This is a genomic window from Rhodobacter maritimus (assembly GCF_058747975.1).
The window spans coordinates 3,374,028-3,393,349 of sequence record NZ_CM179095.1; the positions used below are offsets into that span (position 1 = coordinate 3,374,028).

The window sequence follows — 19,322 nt, forward strand, 5'->3', positions numbered from 1 at the left end:
GCCATGCGTTTTGCATCGTGGCGCCCGTTGTGCAAGGCTGATCCCGCAAGGCCTGACAATGCGAGGGGACGATGGATCTGCTCGACGCGCAAACCATGCGGACACTGGACGAGATCCTGTCGCAATTGCAGATCTTTGCCGGTTCGATGCTGTTGCCCACACGGCTTTGGCAATTCGCGATCATCGCCGTGGCCTTTGCCATCGCGCATCTGGTCGCGCATTGGGCAAGCCCGCGTTTCGATGACTGGGTAAGACGGCAAAAGGGGCTGCGCCCCTGGCAGTTGCGCGCGCTGGTGCTGCTGCGCAAGCGCTTTCGCGGTATCGTCTTCGTTATGCTGACCTGGTCCGCCGTCTTGGTGCTGCAACAGATCTCGCCCTTTCCCTCGCGGCGTTTCATCGTGGTTTTCGCGGCAACCCTGGCGACGGCCTGGATACTGGTGGGGCTTCTGGCGCGGATCATCCGCAACCGCTTTCTGCGCCGGATCGTGACATGGGGGGCCTGGACCTATGTCACGCTTTACTATCTTGGCCTGACCGGGACGGTGGGCGCATTCCTCGACCGTTTCGCAATCGAGCTGGGCGGGTTCCGGCTGTCGGCGCTTGCGGTGCTGAAGGCGCTGGTGCTGACGGGCGTTCTGTTCACCGGCGCGCGGTTGATGACGCAGCGCGCCGCGACGCAGATCCGCAGCAACGAGGACATCTCGCCCTCGATGCGGGTGCTGGTGGTCAAGTTCCTTCAGGTGCTGCTTTACGGCGCGGCCTTCTTCATCGGCCTGAAGGCCGTGGGGTTCGACCTTACAGGGCTTGCGGTCCTGTCGGGGGCGATCGGCGTGGGGCTGGGTTTCGGTTTGCAGAAGGTGGTCTCGAACCTCGTTTCGGGCATCATCATCCTGCTCGACAAATCGGTGAAGCCCGGCGACGTGATCAGCCTTGGCGACACGTTCGGCTGGATCGAAAGCCTGGGCGCGCGCTATGTCAGCGTGGTCACGCGCGACGGCAAGGAATACCTCATCCCGAACGAGGACCTGATCACCGGGCAGGTGGTGAACTGGTCCCATTCCAACGAATTCGTCCGGATCGACCTGTTCTTCGGCACCTCGTATCACGACGATCCGCACAAGGTGCGCCCGCTTGCGATCGAGGCCGCCAAAAGCGTCAACCGCGTGCTGAAGGACAGGCCCGCCGTGTGCCATATCGTCGGCTTCGGCGACAGCTCGGTCGACTATATCCTGCGCTTCTGGATCACCGACCCGGCCGACGGGCTGACCAATGTGCGCGGGGCGGTCTATCTGGCGCTGTGGGATGCGTTCCGCGCCAACGGCATCTCGATCCCGTTCCCGCAGCGTGAAGTTCGGCTCTTGCCCGATGCGCCGCCAACCGCTAAGGCGAACGACTGAATTGCGGGCGCGCGGATCGTTGAGATTGCGGCCCGTCGATGTTACCTTGGTATCATGCCCGGCGCCGGGGCGGCATTCGGCGCGCAACCCAGGAGGACTATGTCCTGTATCAGACAACTCCGGCAGCCGGATCGCAGGCTGCAAAGGCGGCGCCCATGACGACGAAGGTCAGGGCGTCAGGGTCGGATTTGACAAGCGAACAGCTGCTTGCCCGCGTGATCGCCTCTCTCGAAGACGACAAGGCCGAGGATATCGTGACGATCGACCTGCGCGGGCGGTCGTCCGTGGCGGATCACATGGTGATCTGCTCGGGTCGTTCGTCGCGTCAGGTCGGTGCGATCGCGGAAAAGCTGATGGACCGGCTCAAGCAGGAATTCGGCCGCCAGTGCCGGATCGAGGGCAAGGATCAAGGCGATTGGGTGCTGATCGACACGCAGGACGTGATCGTCCATGTGTTCCGCCCCGAAGTGCGCGAGTTCTATCAGCTTGAGAAGATGTGGATGCCCGCGGGCGGCGCCGTCTGAGGGCGGCGCATGAAGGTGACGATCTGCGCGGTCGGGCGGCTGCGCAAGGGCCCCGAGCTTGAGCTGATCTCGGATTATCTGGAGCGTTTCGGCAAGGCCGGGCGCAGTCTCGGGCTGGGCCCCGCGCAGGTGATCGAGGTCGAGGACCGCAAGAACCTGGGGATGGAGGCCGAGGCCGCCCTGCTGGAGCGCGCGGTTCCCGCCGGTGCCGTCCTGATCGTGCTGGACGAGCGCGGCGAGGTGATCTCTTCGCCGGAATTCGCCGCGAAGCTGGGCGGCTGGCGCGACGGGGCGCGCGATCTGGCCTTCGTGATCGGCGGCGCGGACGGGATTGCCCCCGCGCTGCGCGCGCGGGCGGATTGCGCAATCAGTTTCGGGCGGATGGTCTGGCCGCATATGCTGGTGCGGGTGATGCTGGCAGAACAGCTTTACCGTGCGGGCCAGATCCTGGCCGGGACGCCCTATCATCGCGCCTGAGGGGGCGCTGCCCCGTCGCCTGCGGCGACTCCCCGGGATATTTACGCTCTGGTGAAAGCGGGGGCTGTTGCCCGGCGCGCGTGCCGGGCCTATGTAGGGGGCGCTGTTCTTGCAGGAGGTGCCGATGTCCGGTCCGAAACCCGTCGTTCTTTGCATTCTCGATGGCTGGGGCGCGCGGTCCGAGACCGAGGGCAATGCGCCGCTGCTGGCCCGGACGCCGAATTTCGACCGCATCATGGCAAGCTGCCCCAATGCGACGCTGATCACCCATGGCCATGACGTGGGGCTGCCGGCTGGGCAGATGGGCAATTCCGAGGTGGGCCATACCAATATCGGCGCGGGCCGGGTCGTGGCGATGGATCTTGGCGCGATCGACCTGGCGATCGAGGACGGATCGTTCTTCGAAAACGGGTCGATCCTTGCGTTCATCGCAGCGCTGAAAGCCTCGGGCGGGGCGGCGCATCTGATGGGGGTGGTTTCGGACGGGGGCGTGCACGGACATATCGAGCATGTGCTGGCGGCCTGCCGCATGATCGCGGGTGCCGGGGTGCCGGTCTTGCTGCATGCGATCACCGACGGGCGCGACGTGGCGCCCGACAGTGCGAAGGGATTTGTCCGCGACCTGGTTGCGCGCGTGCCTGCGGGCTGCACCGTCGCCACGGTGATCGGGCGCTACTGGGCGATGGACCGCGACAACCGCTGGGAGCGGGTGAGCCGCGCCTATGAGGCGATGATCCGGGGCAAGGGCGTGCAGGCGGCGGACCCGGTGGCGGCGGTTGCCGCATCCTACGACAAGGGCGAGATGGACGAGTTCATCGCGCCCACGGTGATCGGCGGCTATGCCGGTGCGAAGGATGGCGACGGTGTCTTCTGTCTCAACTTCCGGGCCGACCGGGCGCGCGAGATCCTGCGCGCGATCGGCGCGCCGGGCTTTGCCGAATTCGACACCGGTCCGCGCCCGCAATGGGCGGCGCTGCTGGGCATGGTCGAGTATTCAGAGGCGCACAGCGCCTATATGGCAACGGCCTATCCCAAGCGCGAGATCGTCAACACGCTTGGCGAGTGGGTGGCCCGGCAGGGCAAGACGCAATACCGCCTGGCCGAGACCGAGAAATACCCCCATGTCACCTTCTTCCTGAACGGCGGCAAGGAGGAACCTGAGGCGGGCGAGGATCGTTTCATGCCGAAATCGCCCAAGGTCGCCACCTATGACCTTCAGCCCGAGATGTCGGCGCCCGAGGTGACGGACCGTTTCGTCGCCGCGATCGCGCATGGCTATGACCTGATCGTGGTGAATTTCGCCAATCCCGACATGGTCGGCCATACCGGATCGCTGCCCGCGGCCATCGCGGCCTGCGAAGAGATCGACCGCGATCTGGGCCGCGTGCTTGCCGCGCTGGAGAGGGCCGGGGGCGCAATGCTACTGACCGCCGATCACGGGAATTGCGAAACGATGATCGACCCGGAGACTGGCGGGCCGCATACCGCGCATACCACCAACCCAGTTCCCGTGGCCCTGATCGGCGGGCCGCCGGGGGTGCGGCTGCGCAAGGGGCGGTTGGCCGATATAGCGCCGACATTGCTGGACCTGATGCAACTGCCCGTGCCGCCCGAAATGACCGGCAAGACGCTGATCGAGAGATGAGGGCCCGCGCGATCCTTCTGGCCCTGTGCCTGGGCGCGGGGACGGCGGGGGCCGAAAGCCCCGCCACCGAAAGCGCGCTTCAGGCGGCCGAGGCCCTGCGCGCGGTGATCGGACAGCTGGATGCGGCCCAGACCAAGGCCGACCGGGTGGCCGCGCTGACCGAAACCATCCGCGCCTATGAGGCGGGGCTTGGCGCGATGCGCGACGGGCTGCGCCGCGCCGCGATCCGCGAACGCGAGATCCGGGCCGAATTCGAGGCGCGGCGCGATCACGTTGGCCGGCTTCTGGGCGTGATGTCGACGATGGAACAATCCGAAGGGCCGCTTTTGCTTCTGCATCCGGCGGGGCCGGTCGGCTCTGCCCGTTCGGGCATGGTGCTTTCGGCGGTGACGCCCGCCCTGCAAGGCGAGGCCGAGGCGATGCGCGGCGCGCTGGAAGAGATTTCCGCCCTGCGCCTGTTGCAGCAAAGCGCGGCCGGGGTTCTGCAAGACGGCCTGCATTCGGTGCAGGAGGCGCGCACCGCCCTGTCGCAGGCTGTGGCCGACCGCACCGCCCTGCCCGGCCGTTACCTGGAAGACCCCGAGGATCTGCGCCAGCTGGTGCAAAGCGCCGACACGCTGGAGGGGTTCGCGCTTGGCCTGGCGGATCTCGATACCGATATCGGCGCCCCGCTAGAGGATTTCGCAGGTGCAAGGGGCGGCCTGTCGCTTCCCGCGATGGGCACGGTGCTGCGCCGCTTCGATGAGGCGGATGCCGCAGGGATCCGCCGCCCCGGCCTGGTCCTTGCAACCGCCCCGGCCGCGCTTGTCACCGCGCCGTGGCCCGCCACCATCCGCTACCGCGGACCTTTGCTTGACTACGGAAATGTGATGATCGTGGAGCCCGCAGAAGGCTATCTTCTGGTTCTGGCCGGGCTTGGCACGGTCTATGGTGAGACTGGAGACGTGCTGCCGCGCGGGGCGCCGATCGGCCTGATGGGCGGCGCAGAACCCGCGGCCGAGGAATTCGGGGCGGAATTTGTGGCCGCGGCGGCAGAAGGTGGTGGCGCAGGCAGGGCCGAGACGCTTTATATTGAACTTCGGATGAACGGCGAACCCGTGGACCCCGGCGAGTGGTTCACCGAAACCAGGAAAGACCAGGGATAAACGATGCGAAAGTTTCTGATTGCCGCGGCGGGCGGCACCATTGCCGGGGCGCTGATGACCACGCAGGTGGCCGCCCCCCTGCTGGCGCAAGAGGCAGATAAATCCTCGTCGGTCTATGAACAGCTCGACCTGTTCGGCGACATCTTCGAAAGGATCCGCGCGGATTACGTCGAAGAGGTCGACGAGCGCGATCTGGTGCAGGCGGCGATCAACGGCATGCTGTCCTCGCTCGATCCGCATTCAAGCTATCTGCCCCCCGACGATTACGACGACATGCGCGTGCAGACCCGTGGCACCTTCGGCGGCCTCGGGATCGAGGTCACGCAGGAGGAGGGTTTCGTGAAGGTCGTGGCACCGATGGACGACACCCCCGCCGCCGCCGCCGGCATCGAGGCGGGCGACTACATCACCCATGTCGACGGCGAATCCGTCCTGGGCCTGACGCTGGATCAGGCGGTGGACAAGATGCGCGGCCCGGTCGGGTCCGAGATCATCATCACCGTGGTGCGCGAAGGCACGGCCGAGCCCTTCGACGTGTCGATCATCCGCGATACGATCAAGCTGACGGCGGTGCGTGGGCGCACCGAGGGATCGACCGTGGTGCTGCGCGTCACCACCTTCAACGACCAGACCTATGACAACCTTCAGGACAGCCTGAAGAAATCGGTCGAGGAGCTGGGCGGGATCGACAAGGTCAACGGCTTTGTCATCGACCTGCGCAACAACCCCGGCGGGCTTCTGAACCAGGCGATCGAAGTGTCCGACGCCTTCCTCGACGTGGGCGAGATCGTCTCGACCCGTGGCCGCCGCCCCGAGGAAAGCGAGCGTTTCAACGCAACGCCGGGCGATCTGGCGCAGGGCAAGCCGATCGTGGTGCTGATCAACAACGGCTCGGCCTCGGCCTCGGAAATCGTCACGGGGGCGTTGCAGGACCATCGCCGCGCCATCGTGGTGGGCACCAAGTCCTTCGGCAAGGGCTCGGTCCAGACCGTCATGCCGATCCGCGGCGACGGGGCGATGCGGCTGACCACGGCGCGCTATTACACGCCGTCCGGCCGCTCGATCCAGGCATTGGGCATCGCGCCCGACATCGTGGTGGAACAGCCCCCGCGCGCGCCCGAAAGCACCGAGGACGAGGCCGGGGCCGCGAACCATGACCGGTCCGAGGCCGATCTGCGCGGCTCGCTTGAAAACGACTCGTTGACCGAGGATGAAAAGCGCCAGGCCGAAGAGGAACTCTCGCGCGCCGAAGAGGCCGCGAAGCTGCGCCTTGAAGATTACCAGCTTGCCTATGCGATCGACATTCTCAAGGGCCTGTCGGCGATTTCGGTGGGCGCGGCCCCCACGCTGCCGCTGGCCGAAGCGCCGAAGAACTGAGGGACCGGGGGGCTTCGGCCCCCCTTTTCACGGATGACGATCCCGATGACCGAAGACGAACGCGACGCCCTGCCCTACCGGCCCTGCGTGGGCGTGATGCTGATGAACCCTGCGGGCCTGATCTTTGCCGGGCAGCGCATCGACAATCCCGGCGCGGCCTGGCAGATGCCGCAGGGCGGGATCGACGACGGCGAAAAGCCCCGTGCCGCCGCGCTGCGCGAGCTGTGGGAGGAAACCGGCGTCACCGGCGATCTTGTGGAATTCGTGGAGAAGACGCCGGGCTGGGTCAGCTATGACCTGCCGCCCGAGCTTTTGGGCAAGGTCTGGAAGGGCAAATATCGCGGCCAGCGGCAGAAATGGTTCCTGTTCCGCTTTCTCGGCCAGGACGACCAGATCCGCATCGAGACGGAGCACCCGGAATTCGCCTGCTGGCGCTGGATCGACGCCGACGAGATGCTGGCCTCGATCGTGCCGTTCAAGCGCGCGGTCTATCAGGAGGTGATCGCGGCGTTCCGCCCGCATCTGGCCTGAGGCGGGTGGTTCTCAGAAATCGAGGCCCAGGTCCAGCGTGCGCGCCGAATGCGTCAGCGCCCCGGACGAGATGTAATCCACCCCGGTCTGCGCTACTTCGGCGATCCGCTCCAGCCGCATGTTGCCCGAGGCTTCCAGCACGGCGCGCCCGGCATTGATCGCCACCGCCGCACGCAACGTGGGCGTATCCATGTTGTCGAGCAGCATGACATCCGCGCCGCCGGTCTCCAGCGCCTCTTCAAGTTGGCGCAGGCTGTCGACCTCCAGTTCCACGCGCATCATGTGGCTGCGCGCGGCGCGGGCGGCCTCAAGCACCTTGCGCACGCCGCCGGCGGCGGCGATGTGATTGTCCTTGATCAGGATCGCGTCCGACAGCCCGAAGCGATGGTTCGACCCGCCGCCATGGGTCACGGCCATTTTCTCGACCGCGCGCAGGCCCGGCGTCGTCTTGCGGGTGCAGGTGATGCGGGTCTTCGTGCCCTGGGTTTCGGCAACGAATGCCGCGGTCAGCGTGGCGATGCCGGTCAGCCGGCCCGCGAAGTTCAGCGCGACGCGCTCGGCCATCAGGATCGCGGCGGCCGCGCCCTCGATCCGCATCAGGGTCTGGCCGGGCGTGCAGGGCTGGCCATCCGCGACAAGGGTTTCGATCTTCAGCGCCGGATCGACGATGCGAAAGGCCAGTGCCGCGATCTGCATGCCCGAGACCACGCCCGCCTCGCGCGCGTTCAGCCGGGCCTTGTAGCGCGCGCCCGCGGGGATCACCGCGCGGGTGGTGACATCGCCCATGGGCGAGAGGTCTTCGCTCAGCGCGGCACGGACAAGGGGTTCGAGGATGAAATCCGGCAGGGCGGCTGTCATGGCGTCTCCTTCACGGCGCGGGCGCGGATCCCGAGCGCCTCGTCAAGCGTCAGGCGCGAGCGATGCGCCTGCGCGGGATCGGTCTGCGGGAAATCGGCGCGGAAATGCCCGCCCCGGCTTTCACGGCGCATCAGCGCGGCGGCGGCGATCAGCGTGGCCGTGGCGGTCATGTTGCGCAGCGCCTCCGAGGTGGTTTCGGCCTCGATCCCGGCGATGATGCGCAAGGTGCGGCGGATGCCATCTGCGTCGCGCACGACACCCACGCCATCGGTCATCGCGTGGCGCAGGCGGGCGATCGCGGCCTCGTCGGGCGTGTCGCCGCCATCGGGGAAGTCCAGCGCAACTTCGGGCGCGGGGGTGACCGGGCCAAGAAGCGCGTCGATCCCGAGGCCGCAGATCCGGGCATAGACCAGCGCCTCCAGCAACCCGTTCGAGGCCAGCCGGTTCGCACCGTGCAGGCCCGTCGAAGACGCCTCGCCACAGACCCAGAGCCGGCCGAGGCTGGCCCGGCCATGGGCATCGGTCTCGATCCCGCCCATGTGGTAATGCGCGGCGGCAGCCACCGGAATGGGCTGCGAAACAGGGTCTATTCCGGCCCTTTTGCAGGCTTCTGCAACGGCGGGAAAGCGCGTCAGCACCTTTTCGCCCAGAACCGCGCGGGTATCGAGCATGGGTCGCTTGCCCGCCTGGGTCTGGCTGTAGACGGCGCGGGCGACGATGTCGCGCGGGGCAAGTTCCGCATCGGGGTGAACCTGAAGCATGAAGCGTTCGCCCGCGGCATTGACCAGCACCGCACCCTCGCCGCGCAGGGCCTCGGTCGCAAGCGGCGCGGGGTCCTCGCCCGAGGCGATGGCGGTGGGGTGGAACTGCACGAATTCGGCATCCGCGATCACCGCACCCGCGCGCGCCGCAAGGCCGATGACCTGCCCGCGAATGCGCGGCGGGTTCGTCGTCACCGCAAAAAGCCCGCCCGACCCGCCACCCGCCAGCAGAACCGCGGGTGCGCGCACCAGAACCCGGCCCGACCCCTTGCCCGAGCGTTCGACCCAGACGCCGGTGACATCGCCGTCCACGACCTCCAGCCCCGAGGCCATGACCCCTTCGGCCAATTGGACCGAGGGCGTGCCGCGCACCGCGCCGATCAGCGCCTGCATGATTTCTCGTCCGGCCTGATCGCCCTTCACGCGCACCACGCGGGCCATGGAATGCGCCGCCTCGCGCGACATGACGTAGCCGCCCTTCGCGTCACGGTCGAAGGGGGTGCCAAGATCGGTCAGGTTCAGGATATGCGCGCGCGCCTCGGCGGTGACCATGCGCGCGATTTCCGGGTCGACCGTGCCGGCGCCCGCACGCAACGTGTCCTGCGCATGGGATTCGGGCGTGTCGCCCTGCGACATCGCGGCGGCAACGCCCCCCTGCGCCCAGCCCGAGGACGCACCTTCGCCCAAGGGCTCGGGAGAGATCACCAGAACCGGGCGCGGCGCAAGCTTCAGCGCGGCGTAAAGCGCACCCAGCCCCGCGCCCACGATCACCACACGATCGGTCGAGACGGTGCTCACTTCGTGATTTTCCGCGACAGCTCGATCATCCGCTCGACCGCGATGCGGGCCTTTTCGGCCACCGCCGGATCGACCGTGACCTCTTCGGTCATCGTGTGCAGCGACCACAGGATCTTTTCCAGCGTGATCTTCTTCATGTAGGGGCACATGTTGCACGGGCCCACGAATTCGACCTCGGGCAATTCATCCGAGATGTTCGAGGCCATCGAGCATTCCGTCACCAGCATGGCGCGCGCCGGCTTGTTGCGGTGCACATAGTCGATGATGCCCGAGGTGGAGCCCGAGAAATCGGCCTCGGCAATCACGGCGGGCGGGCATTCGGGATGCGCGATGATCGTGGTGTCGGGCCAATGCGTGCGGAAATCGCGCAGATCCTGCGGCGTGAACTGTTCGTGCACGATGCAGGAGCCGGCCCACCAGACGACGTTCTTCTGCGGCACCTGCCGCGCGACGTTCTGCGCCAGATACTGGTCGGGCGTCATGATGATCGTGTCCTCGGGCAGGGCCGCCACGATCTGCGCGGCATTGGACGAGGTGCAGCAGATATCCGAGGCGGCCTTCACCTCGGCCGTGGTGTTCACATAGGACACGACCGGCGCGCCGGGATATTTCGCGCGCATCTCGGCGATGCCGTCGGCGGTGATCGACTCGGCCAGCGAACAGCCCGCCTCCATGTCGGGGATCAGCACCGTCTTGGCGGGATTGAGGATCTTCGAGGTCTCGGCCATGAAATGCACGCCGCATTGCACGATCGTGCCGGCGGTCACCTTCGTCGCCTCGATCGCAAGCTGAAGGCTGTCGCCCACCACGTCGGAAACGCCGTGGAAAATTTCGGGCGTCATGTAGTTATGCGCAAGGATCACCGCATCGCGTTCGCGCTTCAGCCGGTTGATCGCGCGGATATAGGGCGCGTATCGGGCGAAATCGGGCAGCGGCACCACGCGATCCATGCGGGCATGGATGTCGCGCATCTCCTCGGCGAGCGTCAGGGACGGCGCGAGGTCATAGGCCTCGGCCAGGGTGGCGCGCATCGCGGCAAAGTCCAGCATGGGTTCCTCCCCCCAGGACGAAGACGGATTTGCATTTAAGGGCATGTGCCCCCGAGTGCCATGGGAAAAATGCCGATTTTGGTGCTTTTTATGCGCCCGGCACCCGTTTGGCGGCAGATCCGCGGGGATGGAACGCGGTCATCTTGCCTTGCGGCGGCGCTTGAACGCCGCGCGGAAGCGCTGCGCGCGGTCATCCTGGCCGCGGCTGGTCAGGGCGGCAGCCATCGCTTCGCGGTAAAGAAAGATGTCCTTGCGCGCGCGGATCAGCCGGTAGAACTCGGCTTCGGTCAGGGTGCCCTCGATCCCCTTCTCCATGATCAGTTTCAAAAGTCCCATCCGGTTTGCCACCAGCGCGGTCTTGTGGCCGAAGCCAAAGGCCTTGAGGTGGATCACCTCTGGCCCCTGAAGGCGGGTCGCGTGCATCCGGTCGGGCACAAAGAAGGGATCGTGGACGATATAGGCACGCCCCACCGGCGCGATCGTTTCCGCCGCGTCCGAGAAGGGCAGGCTCCAATCCGCGGCCCGGCCGTTCGCAAAGCGTTTCTCCCAGGGAACCAGCGCAGAATTCAGCGTCGATTGCGGGCTGAAGGCGATGACGTTGCAGCCCGGCGCCAGTGCCGCAAAGCTGAGCGCGCCGAACCCGCCCATCGAGGTTCCGGCGAAACAGACCCGGTCGAACTGCGCGAAGAACCCGTCGCGCGCGAGCTTGGCGAAAAAGTCGATCAGGGCGGCGTCGCGGAACCAGTCGGACGATTGCGACATGATCCCCAGATGCGAGAAGTTCCGCTCGGCGCAGAATTTCGCGGCCCATGGGTCGCGCTCTGGCCGGGCGTCGCCGACATTGTGCAGGTTGTCGAAGGTGACGACCAGCTGCGCGGCCGAGCGTTGCACGAAGGCCGCGCCGTGATTGCCCAGCCAGTGAAAGAAGCCCTGCCGCGATCCTGCGGGCGTGATCTCGGAAAACCAGATCGGATAGGCCGGCGGCGGGGCGGGCTCGGCCTCGGGCGGGGCGGCCGGTTCGGGCACGGGTTCAGCGGCGACGGTAGCGGCGGCCCGCGCCTCGGCAGCTTCCACCGCCGCGCGATGACGGTTCTGCAGGGCGCGCGCAAGGGCAAGCGCGCCGGCATGGGAACGCCGCGCGATGGCCTCGGGAGCAAGGGCGGGGCTTTCGGCCGTGTCGTCCAGATCGGAGAGGTCGAAAAGCTGCGCGGTATCGGGCAGATACCGGCGGCGCAGCGCCTCGTTATCCTCGGCGACGTGGCGCATCACCGAAAGCCGGTCGGCCTTGGAAAACGTGTCGCGCGACGAGATCAGATCGGGATCGTCCATCTCGCCAAGTTCGCGGATCAGCTCGCGCACATTGACCAGACGGTCATGCGCGATCCGGCCCAGCATCTCGGTCAGCTCGACCGAGAGCGAGGGGTTGGCCCTGGCAGGCGGAAGCGCGAACCCCTCCAGGTCCGGCAGCCCCAGCATGCCTTCCGCGAAATCCTGCACGACATCGCCGCCCCTGAAGTTCCGCCGCTCGAACGGGCGGATCACCATGTTCCCGGCCCCGACCAGATCGGCATAGCTGGCAAGCAGCGGCGAATATCTGAGCTTGGGCATCTGCGCGGCAAGGAATGCCTGACGGTCCACCTTTACCAGGCCGTTCTTGGCGCGCTGTTTATAGATTGCCTCGGCATAGTGATCCTGCCGGCGGATGTAGCAGATGACCTTCGTCTCGGCGCGCAAATCCGCGGGAAAAACTTCATGAAACCTTTGCGCCACGAGGATCCGGAACATGACCTCGCTTGAAACGACATGGGTCGCATCGGGATCGCGTCGGTATTCATCAAGGATGGCGCGCAGCAGGGCCTCATCGCGCCGCTGCGTAACTGCGATGGGCAGCGGATTATGCGCGATATGCGAACGCGCGGCGCGCATATAGTTGATCCCGCCCTCGCGCAGCCGGTCCTCATTGAGGTTGAGGAATTGCTGAAGCGATGTCGTGCCGGTTTTCGGAGAGCCGATGTGAAGGATCAGCATGTCAGAGCCTCATCAGCTTGAACCCGAGCGCCTGGCCCCAATGCAGATGGCAGCCGACACAGCGAAATCCGTGGCGATCGAAGTCACGCAGATCGGCGCGGGCCTTGTGGAAAGCCTGCGCATAGACCGGATCGGCGGTCATTTCCGGCATCATCGGGTTGAGAAGCAGGAAGACCCCCTGACGGGCGATGCGGCACATCTCGTCCACGATCGTCATCCAGTCCTGCGGGTGGCAGTAATGCTCGATCGCCTGCATCGACAGCACATAGTCGAAGCTTTGGGCCTCTAGCGGATAGGGCGTCCTGCCCGCGTCGAACAGCGCCATGGGAATGCCGATGGAGTCGATGATCGGGCGATAGGGCCAATCCACGATCTGATCGCCGGAGGGGATCGGCAGGCCGTAATCGTCCGTGTCACGCACGAAACCCGGATCGTTCACCCGGCGGTAAATGGCGCGCTGTTCGGGCGTATCGCCGCTGACCATGTTCACATAGTCGTTGCCCATCACCTCATGGCCGTAATGCCGCAACACCTCAAGGATGGCGCCATGGGCGGTGGAAAGCTCGAAGATCCGCTTCGGCGCGCCGCCCAGAAGCTCCGGCAGGAAAAGCTGGATGCGGTTCATCGCGCGGCGCAGGTTGCGCTTGCGGTTAAGATATTTGCCCTGAGGCGGGCGCGACATGCCGGTCCAGTCTGTCTCGGTGACGGTGTAGGGCTGGTTGAACTCGGCGGGCACCGGCGTTTCGAAATGCCGCCCGATATCTGCAACGCGCACCATCTTCATGTAGGCGCGGCGAATATCCTCGACATCCTGCATACGCCCGACGCCAAGCGGATCGCCCCCGCCCGTCGGCAGTTCGGTCGGATCGTCGGTCATGGCGCCCCTTTCCGGCCCGGCACCTTGCGGCCCTGGCGCAACAGCTCGGCATTGGCGGCGTTCAGATGCTTGCGAAACATCGGGCCGCGCCGCGTGGCCAGATAGTGCTGGCAGAACACCGACATCAGCCACGGATTCCCGCGCTGATCCAGCCTTTGCAGCAGCTCTTTGAGATAGCGTGTGAATTCGCGCCGCTTGCGCAGCAGGCGGTAGAATTCGGTTTCGCTCAGCGTGCCCTCGATCGCGCCCTCGATGACCGGTTTCAAAACCCCCATACCCTGCATGGCCGAGGCGATGCGATGCCCCATCATGCGGCAACCGAGCCGGGTGACATGGGCGCCGTGGAAAAGTGCCGCGTGCCCCGCATCCAGCGGTGCCAGCGGATCGTGGAACAGATAGACCCTTTCGGCGGCCATCGCACAATCGGGGGCATAGCCGTAGCGGTCGTTGAAATCCCGGTCCCACGCCTTGGAATAGCGCGTTTCCCACGGCACCACGGTCTTGTCGAGCGTGGCCTGCGGGCTGATCGTGATGACCGTCGCGCCGGGGGCCGCGGCGGAAAAGGCCGCGGCGGCATATCCACCCATCGAGGCGCCGTAGAAGACCACGCGCGAGAACTGCTCGAAAAAGCCCTCGTCGCGCAGCATGTCGAAAAAGTCGTGCACCGCCGCGTCACGATACCATGTCCAGTCATGGGCCATCAGGCCAAGGATCGACCAGCCGTGCGAGCGGATGAAATCGAACCCCCAGGGCAGGCGGCTGCCGCCATGTTCGAAGACGTGATCAAGGTTCTCGAAGGTCACGACAAGGGTGTCGCCCGCGCGCACATGAAGCGCGGTGTGCTGGGTGCCGAGTTCGCGGAAAAAACCGCCCTCGTCGCCGATGCGGATCAGCTCCTGGCGCCATTCGTCCCTGGAAAGGGCGGAAAGGTCGCGGTTCATGCGGTCTCTTCCTTTCCGGCAAGCGTGTCATACATCTGAACGATCGGCTCGATCTTCATCGCTTCGGCGATCCGGCCGCGATGCCAGTCACAGGCGGCGGCGTGCAGCTCGGCCAGCCGCGCATCCGACATCAGGCGGTCATGATGCGCGCGCATCGCCGGAAGGGCCGGAGCGATGGTCAGGTCTTCCTCCTCGTTGCGGTTCATGCGGGTCCAGTAGTCGAGGTTGCGGTCGATGCCGCCATGCACCGTCCCCTTGAGCGACTTGAGCAGGAAGGACTGGCGCGAGCGCAGGGCATAATGGTTCACCTGCGCCAGATCGTAGCCGACACTGTCGGTACCGCTGCGCCAGTTGCCCTTGGTCAGTTCGCGATAGCGGTCCGGCATCGGGGTGCCGGAACCATTCACCCAGGTCACCGCATCCCAGTCCCCGCCCACGGGCGCAAGCGGGCGATGTGTGCCCAGCCGTTCATAGGCGCCGGTGCGAAACAGCGTCTTAAGGCCCCAGGCCTGCGCCGGACGGCGGCAATTCAGCGGCGCGGCGCGATGGAAGGTTTCGGTCAGGAAATCGGGCGTGAACGCATCCACCCCCGCATTGCCGAACACCCGCCAAGTGAGCGAGATCGTATCGGCCTGCGGAACCGCATCGACCAGATCGCGCAACCGTTTCCTGCCCGCATGGACGTTGAGGTATTCGTCCACATCCATGATCATCGCCCAGTCATACGCGTGGTAGACCGGTTCTTTCAGCGCACGGCGGAAGGCGCGGATCTGATAGCTCGCGCGCTGGTTCGCGCCGCGCGTATTGTCGCGATGGGTGGCGATGCCAAGCTCTTGCAGGCGCTGGACCATCAGATCCGTGCCGTCCGAGCAGTCGTTGGTGTAGATCAGGAAATGATCAAAGCCGATCGACTGGTGATAGGCGATCCATTCGGGAATGAAGACGCCTTCGTCCTTCATGCAGGTGATGGCCAGAAATTTCGGATCGCGGGCCGGGGGGCGCGGCTTGCGCGCAGGCTGCGGTGCGGCGGGGGCCTCAGGGGGAAGGGGGGCATCCTCGGCGCGCATGCCGTGGCGCTTCAGCAGCCGGTCGATCAGGCAGCCCTCCGGCGGAATACCCCCGTGGCGCCGGGTCAGCATCCGACGCATCCGGCTGCCGTAGAAATGGATCGAGGCCGTCTCGGGCCCGAAATCTTCGGGGCGGGGGCCGTTCGGGTCCAGCATGCGCCCGCGCTCGGCAAAGCCCACGGGATAGAGAACCTCTTGCGGTAGGGCAAAACGAATTTCGCCGGTCTTCTTCAGGAAATGGTTGACCGCCGTCGGCCCCCAAACCCCCCATGGCAGTTCCGAGACGTGAACGGGGGCGCCCGCATCCTGCGCAGCCCGAAGCGCCCGTTTCTCGCGCGGGGGAAACCATTCGGGGATCGGGTATTCGGTGCGGGTCAGATCGGCCAGCGCCTGCAACGTTTCGCTGGATGGCGGCAGGGCCAGGACGCCGCTGGCAACGCTGCCCGGCGCCTGAAACGCGTGGTAATGTCCGTCTTGTGGCCGGAATGGCCGCAGGCAATAGGCATCGGTATCGGCCCAGATCACATCGCTTTCCTGTTCCAGCAGGTGCAGGCGGAAAAGATCGGAATGCAAGGTCACGCTGTTGGTGCGGGCATGGCGCAGAAAGGGCGGGCCTGCCAGCACGTCGCGCGCATCGGCCAGCACCGTGCCTTCGGGCACATTCCCCACCGGATCATAGCTGTAAAGCCGCACCTCATGGCCCGCGTCCAGGAACGACTGCACGCAAAGGCGCTCCAGAAAGCTGAGGCTTCCGCCGATCCAGAGCATTGCGATCTTGTGGCTCAGCATGGCCGGCCCCTAGCGTTTGTGAATGACCGCGACCTGATCCTTCTTGCCCTTCAGGTAATGCACCTGATGGACGAACACACCGGAAAGATCGGGGCGCAGCGCGTTGAATTCTGCGGCGATGGCCGGGTCGGAATGGCGAAACGCGCGGTCTTGCAGGTAGGACTGGAACAGGTCTGCCGTCTTGGTGATGCCCGGCCGTTCATATGTGGCGGGCTGCCAGCGCAGATCCTCGATGATGTAGAGGCCGCCGGGCTTCAGCCTGGGAAACAGCTCCAGGAACGCGAATTGCTGGTGATGCGAGGCATGCGAGGCATCGTCGATGATAATGTCGAAACCGTCCTCGTCCCCCAGCGCGGTGGCGATATTCTCGCGCCGGTCCATATCGCAGCGCAGGAAGGTGAAACGCGGATCCTTGAACCAGGAGAAATCCGAAACATCGAGCCCGAAGATCCGGCCCTTGGGAAAGAATTCCAGCCACATGCGGACCGAGGGCAGATCGGTGGTTTCCCGGTCGGCGCTGACGCCGTGTTCCGGCCCGCCGATGAACAGGCCCATCTCCAGGAACTTGACCGCGCGGCCCCGGTAGGGGTGGAACAGCATGTTGTAAAGTTCGGAATAGCGGTGCTTGGACGATCCCTTGTCCGAGCCGTATTTGTCCGCAAGGTCGGTCAGGTTGACACCGGCCGTGGTTGCCTTGCGCGGCGGGGTTTCGGGCACCTCGGGGGGCGGGGGCTCTTTCGGGCGGGGGATGGGCGCGGCTTCGGGGTCGATCCCGTGGCGGGTCAGAAGACGCCCGATCAGGCTTTGCGGATGCGGAACGCCGCCAGTCTCTTTCTCGATCAGGCGCTTGCGCATCCGCCGGCCGTAGAAATGCACCGAAAACGTGTCCGGCCGAATGAAATCAGCCGTGTCCAGACCGGGTTTGAGCATCATGCGCCGCTGCTTGAAGCTGAAGGGGTAAAGCGCGTGGCGCGGCAGCGAATGGCGGATCTCTCCGGTCTTGGTCAGGAAATGGGTAAGCGCGTGGGGGCCCCAGACGCCCCAGGGCATCTCTCCGGCATGGACGGGCGTGCCACGATCGGCGGCGGCGCGCAGCTCGGCCGCGTAGTCGGGGCCATACCATTCCGGAATGGCGAATTCGTCGGAGGTGAATTCCAGCAGCGCGCGCAGCGTTTCGCTGTCACGCGGCAGGCCCAGAACGCCGCCATTCACATGGGTGTCAGATTCCCAGCCGTGGAAATGGCCCGTCGCGGTTTCGAACGGGCGCATGCAATAGGCATCGGTATCGGCCCAGATCATGTTGTCATGCTCTGCCAGCAGGCGATAACGGAACAGATCGGAATGCAGCGCCGGGCTTCCGGTGCGCTCATGCTTGAGGAAATTCGTGCGCGGCAGGATTTCGTCGGCCGGGGCAACCTCGATCCCCTCGGGGATCCGCGTCACCTCGCCATAGGTATAAAGCCTGACCGGGTGCCCGGCATCCCGAAAGGATGCGATGCAAAGCTGTTCAAGGTAGCTGAGCGGCCCTTCGACCCAAAGCATGGCGATCTGAATATCACTCGGCAAAATTCGCCCCATTTCACTGTGGCGATGTCAACGCATTGGCACCGCCCCAAGGCCTGACGCCGCCGCACCACCATCACCATATTCTTTATCATTGCGGAACGAACTGCCCGTGCGCGTCCCGGATGGTCTTAGGCAAGGCTTTGCCGATTGCCTGGCGGGGGTCAAGCTTTCTGTCGTGAGCCGCGGGCGATGCCATGCCGCAGAAGCGTTATTGCAACGCCGGGGACGGGGCCTAACCGTAGCGCTTCCAGACCGCGTCCTCGCCCAGGGTGGCGATGAAGGCGGCATGAGACTCGGCCTCGGCCTCGGTGATGCGGGGGGGCAAGGGGGCGGGGCGGGGCCGCGGTCGCCAGTCATCGGATCCGCCGCCCCCTGCATCGTGACCATGGCCCGCGGACAGCCCGAAATCGGGCTGACGGCCACCGATCAGTTCAAGATAGACCTCGGCCAGGATCTCGGAGTCGAGCAGCGCCCCGTGCTTTTCGCGCATCGAGTTGTCGATCCCGAAACGCCGGCACAACGCGTCGAGCGACGCGGGCGAGCCGGGATACTTGCGCCGCGCGATCAGCAGGGTGTCGATCGCGCGATCATTCGGGATCTGGGAAAGCCCCGCCCAGCCCAGTTCGGCATTGAGGAATTTCATGTCGAAGCTGGCATTGTGGATCACGAGCTTCGCATCCGCCCCGATGAAATCCAGAAACGCCTGCCCGACCTGTCCGAAACGCGGCTTGTCGGCAAGGAAATCGTCGCCAAGCCCGTGCACCTCGAAGGCCTCTTTCGGCATGGTGCGGTCGGGGTTGATATACTGGTGATAGGTGCGGCCGGTCGGCACATGGTTCAACAGCTCGACCGCACCGATCTCTACGATGCGGTGGCCCTCGGCGGGTTCGAACCCCGTGGTTTCGGTGTCCAGAACGATCTCACGCATGGCTGCCCCCCAGTTTCGTCACAAGGTCTTGCACGGCGGCGCGGGCGGCTTCGAGGGTGACGGTCTCGATCAGGTAATCGGCGCGGGCGCGCTTTTCGGCATCGGGCATCTGGCGCGCAAGGATCAGCGCCAGCTGCGCCTCGGTCATGCCCGGACGATCAAGAACGCGGGCGCGCTGCACCGCGGGCGGGGCGGTCACGACAACGGTGGCATCGCAAAGCGCATCGGCCCCGGTTTCATAAAGCAGCGGGATATCCAGCACGATCAGCGGCGCGTCGGCATGTTGCGCGATGAAGGCAGTGCGCGCGGCGCTGGTCAGCGGATGCACGATCGCCTCAAGCCGGGCAAGGGCCGAAGGGTCCCTGGCCAGGATACGTTTCAGCGCGGCGCGGTCCACGCCATCGGCCCCCACCGCAGCCGGGAAGGCCGCGCCGATCGGCCCGACCGCGGCACCGCCCGGACGATACATCGCATGAACCGCCGCATCGGCATCCCAGACCGGCACGCCCGCATCGGAAAACATCGCCGCCGTAGTCGATTTGCCCATCCCGATGGATCCGGTCA

At 65.8% G+C, this 19,322-nt stretch carries 17 protein-coding genes; 7 read left to right on the forward strand and 10 right to left on the reverse strand.

The window, feature by feature from the left end; translation table 11 throughout:
* Window positions 1-71: 71 nt before the first annotated feature.
* The 7 genes from AC4PTO_RS16780 to AC4PTO_RS16810 all read left to right on the forward strand — a co-directional run bounded on the left by AC4PTO_RS16780 (window position 72) and on the right by AC4PTO_RS16810 (window position 7,096).
* On the forward strand, window positions 72-1,397 hold the full coding sequence (locus AC4PTO_RS16780; RefSeq protein WP_492730447.1) for a mechanosensitive ion channel family protein: 1,326 nt from the start codon (window positions 72-74) through the stop codon (window positions 1,395-1,397).
* Window positions 1,398-1,552: 155 nt separating this feature from the next.
* Window positions 1,553-1,921 (forward strand): ribosome silencing factor, encoded by a 369-nt coding sequence (gene rsfS, locus AC4PTO_RS16785; RefSeq protein ID WP_492730449.1) that lies wholly within the window; start codon window positions 1,553-1,555, stop codon window positions 1,919-1,921.
* 9 nt (window positions 1,922-1,930) lie between these two features.
* Window positions 1,931-2,398, forward strand: coding sequence for a 23S rRNA (pseudouridine(1915)-N(3))-methyltransferase RlmH (rlmH, locus tag AC4PTO_RS16790; protein ID WP_492730451.1), 468 nt, complete (start codon window positions 1,931-1,933; stop codon window positions 2,396-2,398).
* A gap of 124 nt (window positions 2,399-2,522) precedes the next feature.
* The gene (gpmI, locus tag AC4PTO_RS16795; RefSeq protein WP_492730453.1) at window positions 2,523-4,043 is read left to right on the forward strand and encodes a 2,3-bisphosphoglycerate-independent phosphoglycerate mutase; all 1,521 of its coding nucleotides are present in this window, start codon (window positions 2,523-2,525) and stop codon (window positions 4,041-4,043) included.
* Window positions 4,040-5,188, forward strand: a complete 1,149-nt coding sequence (locus AC4PTO_RS16800) for a murein hydrolase activator EnvC family protein (RefSeq protein ID WP_492730455.1) — start codon at window positions 4,040-4,042, stop codon at window positions 5,186-5,188. Before gpmI ends, AC4PTO_RS16800 begins: the two co-directional genes overlap by 4 nt.
* 3 nt (window positions 5,189-5,191) lie before the next feature.
* Window positions 5,192-6,565 (forward strand): S41 family peptidase, encoded by a 1,374-nt coding sequence (locus AC4PTO_RS16805; protein WP_492730457.1) that lies wholly within the window; start codon window positions 5,192-5,194, stop codon window positions 6,563-6,565.
* Window positions 6,566-6,610: 45 nt separating this feature from the next.
* The gene (locus AC4PTO_RS16810; RefSeq protein WP_492730459.1) at window positions 6,611-7,096 is read left to right on the forward strand and encodes an RNA pyrophosphohydrolase; all 486 of its coding nucleotides are present in this window, start codon (window positions 6,611-6,613) and stop codon (window positions 7,094-7,096) included.
* Between the two features lie 12 nt (window positions 7,097-7,108).
* Here the strand turns inward: AC4PTO_RS16810 and nadC are convergent, their stop codons facing one another.
* The 10 genes from nadC to coaE all read right to left on the reverse strand — a co-directional run bounded on the left by nadC (window position 7,109) and on the right by coaE (window position 19,305).
* Window positions 7,109-7,954, reverse strand: coding sequence for a carboxylating nicotinate-nucleotide diphosphorylase (gene nadC / locus AC4PTO_RS16815; RefSeq protein WP_492730461.1), 846 nt, complete (start codon window positions 7,952-7,954; stop codon window positions 7,109-7,111).
* The gene (locus tag AC4PTO_RS16820; protein ID WP_492730463.1) at window positions 7,951-9,513 is read right to left on the reverse strand and encodes an L-aspartate oxidase; all 1,563 of its coding nucleotides are present in this window, start codon (window positions 9,511-9,513) and stop codon (window positions 7,951-7,953) included. Before AC4PTO_RS16820 ends, nadC begins: the two co-directional genes overlap by 4 nt.
* Window positions 9,510-10,562 (reverse strand): quinolinate synthase NadA, encoded by a 1,053-nt coding sequence (gene nadA, locus AC4PTO_RS16825; RefSeq protein ID WP_492730465.1) that lies wholly within the window; start codon window positions 10,560-10,562, stop codon window positions 9,510-9,512. The genes AC4PTO_RS16820 and nadA overlap by 4 nt, the downstream gene beginning before the upstream one ends.
* Window positions 10,563-10,700: 138 nt before the next feature.
* Window positions 10,701-12,590 (reverse strand): hypothetical protein, encoded by a 1,890-nt coding sequence (locus tag AC4PTO_RS16830; RefSeq protein ID WP_492730466.1) that lies wholly within the window; start codon window positions 12,588-12,590, stop codon window positions 10,701-10,703.
* A gap of 1 nt (window position 12,591) precedes the next feature.
* Window positions 12,592-13,467 carry a class I SAM-dependent methyltransferase gene (locus AC4PTO_RS16835; protein ID WP_492730468.1) on the reverse strand — a complete coding sequence of 292 codons (876 nt, stop codon included), beginning with the start codon at window positions 13,465-13,467 and terminating at the stop codon, window positions 12,592-12,594.
* The gene (locus AC4PTO_RS16840) at window positions 13,464-14,408 is read right to left on the reverse strand and encodes a phosphoadenosine phosphosulfate reductase (RefSeq protein WP_492730470.1); all 945 of its coding nucleotides are present in this window, start codon (window positions 14,406-14,408) and stop codon (window positions 13,464-13,466) included. Before AC4PTO_RS16840 ends, AC4PTO_RS16835 begins: the two co-directional genes overlap by 4 nt.
* Window positions 14,405-16,264, reverse strand: coding sequence for a glycosyltransferase family 92 protein (locus AC4PTO_RS16845; protein ID WP_492730472.1), 1,860 nt, complete (start codon window positions 16,262-16,264; stop codon window positions 14,405-14,407). Before AC4PTO_RS16845 ends, AC4PTO_RS16840 begins: the two co-directional genes overlap by 4 nt.
* Before the next feature lie 9 nt (window positions 16,265-16,273).
* Window positions 16,274-17,830 (reverse strand): hypothetical protein, encoded by a 1,557-nt coding sequence (locus AC4PTO_RS16850; protein ID WP_492730474.1) that lies wholly within the window; start codon window positions 17,828-17,830, stop codon window positions 16,274-16,276.
* Between the two features lie 232 nt (window positions 17,831-18,062).
* Window positions 18,063-18,758 carry a DNA polymerase III subunit epsilon gene (dnaQ, locus tag AC4PTO_RS16855; protein WP_492730476.1) on the reverse strand — a complete coding sequence of 232 codons (696 nt, stop codon included), beginning with the start codon at window positions 18,756-18,758 and terminating at the stop codon, window positions 18,063-18,065.
* Window positions 18,751-19,305: a dephospho-CoA kinase gene (gene coaE / locus AC4PTO_RS16860; protein WP_492733671.1), complete on the reverse strand. Its 555-nt coding sequence runs from the start codon at window positions 19,303-19,305 to the stop codon at window positions 18,751-18,753. The genes dnaQ and coaE overlap by 8 nt, the downstream gene beginning before the upstream one ends.
* Window positions 19,306-19,322: the final 17 nt, after the last annotated feature.